Raw genomic sequence first — 6,327 nt, 5'->3', positions numbered from 1 at the left:
GAATTGTTTGACAGGTTCGCCATTCTTGCGCGGCGTTAAATTCACATTTGAGCATTCGCATCTTGACAGATTAATATGCCAAGAAAAATCGATTATACCTTCAAAGTCATAAGCCTGACCTATGGATAAACTTACTTATGAGATTCGGAATGATCAGACGAAGCTTCGTGTGGGAAGCTAGCCAGAATAGCGAACAGACGGGGAAAACCTAACGGTTCCTTTCCTTCAGTAAAAACGCCCCAGTTCCCTGATCCTTTGCGGATAATCATCTGGAAAACGCCAGATGATCTCTCCGGGTGCGCGCACCAGACCGCGCGCGGCGGGGTCTTTGTTGGTCAGCAATGATAGGAAAAGATCGCTGCTGGCCCATGGTGAAGACCGGAAATACCAATGTCCGTTGCCATTGCCCGCCTCTTCGGCATCCGTCACGTCGATGACATGCAGCCTTGGGGTCCGGGCCAATTCCGCTTGCACCGCAGGCACTGCTTCGCCGGGGGGCGAGGTCTCTCCGACTCGCTTGCGGCCAAAGACGAGCCTAGACATCGCCAGGGCGGAATCCGTTTGCGACTGATAGATCGTCAGGTCCGTAACCGCATCGAGTAGACCGTCCTCGATAGCATGAATGAAATAAGCACGGTCTAGATCGCTGCCGATCAGGATGAGTTTGCCCAACCGCGCGTTTCCCTCGGCCCCCAACGCGATTTGATAGGCGGCGTCAAAGGCCAGCCTTGTCCCGGCGCTGTAGCCGATCAGGTGGATGCGACGGGCATTGGTATGGGTCGAGAGAAAGGCAATCAACTCGCGCAGATAACGTCGCGAGGCCAGCGCCGATTCCTGATCACGGAAATAGGCCAGCGTATTTGGGGTTGCTGTCCAGTTGTAACTGATGAAAGCGCCCTGATAGCCCAGAAAATGCTGCAACTGGCTTGAGACTAGGGTGGAATAGTCGAAGTCCACATTATAGCCGTGGATGTAGATGAAAATGTCCTTGTTGGCCGATTGCGCCAACTGCGCATTAATTTGTGACGCAAAACGGCGACCGGCGGCTTCAACTTCGACACGGCTGGGTGGGGTATCCATGTATTTGATTGCGCTGAACGGCAAGATGCCGGTCTCGGCCACGCCCACCACACGCAGCCTATAGTCCTGATCCCGCGCCGCGGCGAGTGTTATGCGCCGTGCATTTTCCCAGCTTTCAAGCGGCGGGTCCGACGCAACCTGCGCGACACCCGCCCGCAGCACTTGCCCCCGTGCGTTATTGTAGCTTTTCTGTGGGTCGTCCGGTCCTGCGGGCTGGCGGTCTGTTGCGTAAAACAGTCGCGCCCGCGACTCGAAATTGCCCTCGGTCACATCCTCGAATGGATCAAGCGTGCCATCAGCAAAGACCGTTGGCGAAGGCATAATGTCAATTTCATTGTAGGTTTTCGCTGCACACCCAGTCAGGGCGACACAGATCAATAGCCACCAAAACCTACGCATCAGACCCTTAACGCTCCGTCATATTCCGGCCGCTTTGTGAATTTGCGGCACAAGATTTCACACATTTCTTTTGCAAATAGTCCGACATTGGCAATCGTTTATTGCCACGCGCGACCATAAGTATCAGCCGCAAATTGGGTGCGGTTTCGATGCCCGGCGCCCGCACCGGGCACGACCTCGATGGGTCTAGTCTGCCAAAACCGGGTCAGATCCTGCGCGTTGCTGGGTTCGATAGAGAGAGGGCGAAACGCCTGTCCAGCGGTTGAAGGCGCGTCGGAAGCTGCGGGGATCTTTATAGCCAAGCGTACTGGCGATCTGGTCAATAGACCTGTCGGTCTGGGTCAGCAAATGCTGTGCCTTGCTTTTTGCAAAGCGGGTTTGGACGGCGTTGAAGGACGTGCCTTCCTGACGCAGCGCGCGCTGCAGGGTTCGCGGCCCTATTGCAAGATGGCTTGCCACGGTATCCTCTGACATATCCGCGTTTGCGACAGTGATCTGCAATATCTGTTCCACTGCATCCCCAATGGTCTGCACAGGATTAACGCCCATCAACGCCGCCAGATCATCAAGATCAATGTTCGCGTCCAGACTGCGGGGCGAAGGGTTGCGCGTTTGCAAATCGCCCAGTCGGATGGCAATACCGGGCGGGCTGTCCCGAAGACGCACGGGGGCGCCAATCATCTCTTCGATCTTCGGGACATCGACTCGCGCCTCATGTGGCAGTTCAATCCAGTCCGGGTGCCAGCCTTCGCCCAGAAAGTGGCGGATAACGGTAGCGAGGACAAACACCGAGCCTTCGTCCAGATGTTTGTGACCCATGACCGTCAGCCCGACTGCACTGCGCCCGACCACGACATGGGTCTCGGTCTGACGAAATACGATCTCTGAACCTGGGTGTATCAGCAAGAACGCCCGTGCCCCGCGCGCCAGCGCGGTAGCCAGGTCAGGCGCGCTCAGCACAAAATTTGAATACGCGCCGTAACGCGCGTAATCGAATTTGCGGCCAATCCGGGCACCAAGAAGCCTGTCGCCCATCGCACGGGCCACCGTTTCAACCAGAATGCCCTCTGATGCGTAGGGTGCAAAACCCGCTTTCAGCGATAGAACAGAACGGTCCAGGCCGACCGCTTGAAGGGCGTCCGCAACGGTGCTCGCTCCGGCGAAATCTTCAAGCAGTTCCACGACATGGGCCAACTCGCGAATTGTAACCATGTTTCGACGCATTGGGTTAGTTTGTCGGGAATTGTCCGGTGACACAACCCGTCAAGGCGCTGCACAATCGCCCTGCGACAACGGGTTACACCGCCGTTCCCTCAACCCGTCATCACCGACGAAACCTGTGATTTCTTAAGGGACATGTTCGTGAGTAAGTCTTTCCCCCTCTCTCTCAGTCAGTCGCTGACGTTGCTGGCCACGATCTGGGCTCAGGCGGCGTATGCGCAGGATATGGACACAACCGTCGACAGTTTAACTGACAGCCGCGAGATCCCGGTTACCATCGACAATTTCACGCGCGCCGCGACTGATCTTGAGCTGGGCAAATATGTGTCACTGGCCGGAGGAGTGAACAGGTTCTTTCACTTTCGCGAACCGACCCCGGTGGATGATCAACCAACTATCCGGATGAACCGCGACACGCTGTACAGCACCGCTGTTATCGACATCAGCGAAGGCGCAACCCTGACGCTGCCAAATGCAGATGGCCGCTATATGACCGCAATGGTTCTCAATCAGGATCATTACATCGAAGAGGTGTTTCACGGTGGTGGCACCTATGCGCTGGATGTCGAGACTTTTGGCACGCCCTATGTTGTCGTCTTCATGCGCGTGTTGGTCGATGCCGCCGATCCTTCGGATGTGGCCACCGTCAACGCGTTGCAGGACCAGATGCTGGTCGAGGCCAGGTCGGCCCGTCCGTTCATCCTTCCCAATTATGACGAAGCCAGTTTTGAGGGGCTGTTACAGAGCATTCTGGCCCTCGGCCCCTATGTGCCGGACAGTTCCCATATGTTCGGCGCGCGTGATCAGGTTCAGGCGGTCCGGCATCTGATCGGCACCGCTGGCGGTTGGGGTGGGTTGCCCGAGCATGAGGCCTATTACGTCAGTGTAGAACCAAATCTGCCAGTGGCCGAGTATCGCATCGATGTTCCCGCCGAGGTGCCGGTCGGGGCGTTCTGGTCTGTCAGCCTTTATAACGCCAGGGGCTTTTTCCAGCCCAACGCGCAAGGTGCCTATAACGTCAATTCAGTGACAGGTGCGCGCAATGGTGATGGATCAATGACCATTCACCTGAGCGGGTGTATGGATGGGCGGGTCAACTGCCTGCCGATCATGGAGGGCTGGAACTATACCGTGCGGATGTATCAGCCCGGGCCCGAGGTTCTCGATGGGACGTGGAGCTTCCCCCCAGTTCGCCTTTTGAATTAACGGAAAGGATTTCTCATGCGACGTCTTCTTTTTGCCCTTGCGCTGTGTGTGCCCTCGATTGCCGCGTCAGAGGAGGTGCGCATCCACAACCTTGTGCGGGCGGAATCTGACACGATGATCCGGGCAAATCTTGCCGCCAATGGGGCGGTCGTGGGCGAAATCGTTCACGAGCGTACGCTGGTTTCGGCGGATGCTCCGCAGCCGATCATCCGCGCAAATCAGGACACGCTTTATTCCGCCGTGATCCTCGACCTGTCCCAGCCGGTCCAGATCACCCTGCCCAACGGCGATGGCCGTTTTCAGTCGATGCTGGCTATCAGCCAGGATCACTACGCCTTTGTCGAGGCGACGCCGGGCACCTATGACCTGACCGAGGACAATGTCGGCACGCGCTTTGCCTTTGTCCTGTTCCGTACATTCGCCGATGCCACGGATGCCGAAGATCTGGCCAGAGCGCATGCGGCGCAGGACGGGATCGAGCTCAGCGGCGGTGGCAACGGCCCGTTCGAAGCGCCGGACTGGGATATGGAAAGCCTGGCCGAGGCGCGCAAGGCGGTGAACGATCTGGCAAGCGCGGTCGGCTTTGATGCGGCCAATGCCTTTGGCCGCAAGGACGAGGTCGACCCGATCGATCACCTGGTCGGCGCCATCGCTGGTTGGGCAGGGCAACCGGCGACCACAGCCTCGGCCGTGATCGCCAGTGTCGATGCAAATGATGGCGAGACGCCCCATGCAATCACGGTCAACGACGTCCCGGTCGACGCGTTTTGGTCGATCACCGTTTACAATGCCGACGGCTATCTTGAGCCGAACGAGCTTGGCCGCAACAGTTACAACAACGTTTCTGCCAAGCCCAACGAGGACGGGTCATACACTATCCACTTCGGTGCATGTGACGATGGCCGGATTAACTGTATCCCGACCCCGCCAAACTGGAATTACACCGTCCGCCTGTACCAGCCGCGCGCCGAAATTCTGGATGGAAGCTGGACCTTTCCATCGGCTGAACGGATCAACTGAACCGATAAGGAGACCGAGATATGCAGTTTTCGACAAAGTCACAGGCCACCGCACTCGCCCTGCTGATGGCCGCAATCCTGGCCTTGCCGCTGCCAGCCGAGGCCCAGTCGCAACGAACGAAGAACACGGTTGGCGGTGCCGTCGTGGGGGCTGGGGTGGGGTACCTCGTATCCGGCAGTGACGGCGCAAAAGCCGGAGCCGTCGTCGGTGCCATCGCAGGCTATCGTAAAAAGCGCTAAGGCCACGCTGCACGTGCCGCACACTGTTGAAGAAATGAGGTAGATCACATGAAACGAGTTTCCCTTACGGCTATTTTCGGGATGTGCATTGCAGCGCTGGCGAGCACTGCCTCTGCCGATGCGGAGATGGACGAAATCATCGCCGCAGCTGCACCGTTCATGCATCTTAGCTGCGCCAGTGTTCTTGCAGAGCACGAGGATGACCCCGATCAGGTAAGCCAGATCGTGCGTCTCATGGCGATGGTGTCGCTCTACAACCGTCAGATCGATGTCGTGGCCACCGTCCCGGAAGAATATCTGGGCGACCTCAAGACCGAGTTCGTCGAAGAGCTTGAAGACGCCTGCGACAACGACGGTGGCAAGTTGCTGGCCGGGGCAGTGGACGATGCTGTGAGGGAAACCTTTGAAGAGTTCGAATAATCCGCTGCATTAACAATCGGCCGCCGAATGCGGCTGCCAGCTTCTTGATAGGTCTTTTGCAAAATGAAACGGCGCACGGGCGCAAAGGACCATGCCAAGCCCGCTGTGCAATGGGTAAGATGCACATCAAGGTGAAGGGCATTTGTGACAAAGCACGATTGTCTCCAGCCGTGAAGAGATTCGCAACGCAGCTGTGACGCTCTTGGCTGTCCAGCTCAAACCGCACTATCCTGTGTTTCAGAAGAAAGCTTGCTTGTTGTTTTCTCACTCTGGCCTCGCCCAACTCAGGGGTCGAAGCCTCTGGGAAACATGGCGCGATTCAGTGGGATTTCGATTGGGTGAAATTCATTCAGGGCATTACCCTTGTCCCAAAGTAGAAGCAGCTCGCAATTGTGTGGCTTTTTGTTGGTTTTTCTTGACCAGCCAATCAATTTGATACATTTTTCACGATAAAGACCTAAATGGAGCACAAATTAACACGAATCTAGACCGTTTTGTTTGTTCATCGCGATCCTTGGGAAAGAGGTTTCACTTCGGTCCAAGGATGGTTTCAAAGCGGCGGCAATGCTAAACTGGAATTCCTGTGCGGGCTGGTTTTGGCAACCTGATATGGAAAGGTATCGCTCCGACACTTCGCATGTGAACAGCGCATCTTGAGGGTCCAAATCTTTTGAACCGGCGGGCACTGGATGCAAATGACCCAAAGCGCCTCGCAAAAGAAGGCGCCCAAAAACGAAGATCA

At 56.7% G+C, this 6,327-nt stretch carries 7 protein-coding genes; 4 read left to right on the top strand and 3 right to left on the bottom strand.

Annotation, left to right across the window (positions count from 1 at the left end):
* Nucleotides 1-225: 225 nt before the first annotated feature.
* Nucleotides 226-1,401, bottom strand: coding sequence for an alpha/beta hydrolase (locus ACR0BK_RS20200; protein WP_480496617.1), 1,176 nt, complete (start codon nucleotides 1,399-1,401; stop codon nucleotides 226-228).
* A gap of 264 nt (nucleotides 1,402-1,665) precedes the next feature.
* Nucleotides 1,666-2,703: a helix-turn-helix domain-containing protein gene (locus tag ACR0BK_RS20195; RefSeq protein WP_480556052.1), complete on the bottom strand. Its 1,038-nt coding sequence runs from the start codon at nucleotides 2,701-2,703 to the stop codon at nucleotides 1,666-1,668.
* Nucleotides 2,704-2,841: 138 nt separating this feature from the next.
* Between ACR0BK_RS20195 and ACR0BK_RS20190 the strand changes: the two genes are divergently transcribed.
* Genes ACR0BK_RS20190 through ACR0BK_RS20175 form a run of 4 tightly spaced genes read left to right on the top strand, consistent with a single transcriptional unit; the run spans nucleotide 2,842 to nucleotide 5,585 of the window.
* Nucleotides 2,842-3,906 (top strand): DUF1214 domain-containing protein, encoded by a 1,065-nt coding sequence (locus tag ACR0BK_RS20190; RefSeq protein ID WP_480556051.1) that lies wholly within the window; start codon nucleotides 2,842-2,844, stop codon nucleotides 3,904-3,906.
* Between the two features lie 15 nt (nucleotides 3,907-3,921).
* The gene (locus ACR0BK_RS20185; protein WP_480556050.1) at nucleotides 3,922-4,926 is read left to right on the top strand and encodes a DUF1214 domain-containing protein; all 1,005 of its coding nucleotides are present in this window, start codon (nucleotides 3,922-3,924) and stop codon (nucleotides 4,924-4,926) included.
* Nucleotides 4,927-4,946: 20 nt separating this feature from the next.
* Nucleotides 4,947-5,165 (top strand): glycine zipper 2TM domain-containing protein, encoded by a 219-nt coding sequence (locus tag ACR0BK_RS20180; RefSeq protein WP_480477721.1) that lies wholly within the window; start codon nucleotides 4,947-4,949, stop codon nucleotides 5,163-5,165.
* Nucleotides 5,166-5,213: 48 nt separating this feature from the next.
* Entirely contained in the window at nucleotides 5,214-5,585 is a 372-nt protein-coding gene (locus tag ACR0BK_RS20175; RefSeq protein WP_480556049.1) for a hypothetical protein, read from the top strand.
* A gap of 473 nt (nucleotides 5,586-6,058) precedes the next feature.
* Here ACR0BK_RS20175 and ACR0BK_RS20170 read toward each other — a convergent pair.
* A partial coding sequence (locus ACR0BK_RS20170; protein WP_480556048.1) for a hypothetical protein occupies nucleotides 6,059-6,327 on the bottom strand: 269 nt, incomplete at its 5' end.

The sequence above is a fragment of the Ruegeria sp. AF1 genome (genome assembly GCF_056542125.1).
The sequence above is the reverse complement of the archived record's forward strand: the minus strand, read 5'-3'. Positions and strand labels throughout refer to the sequence as shown.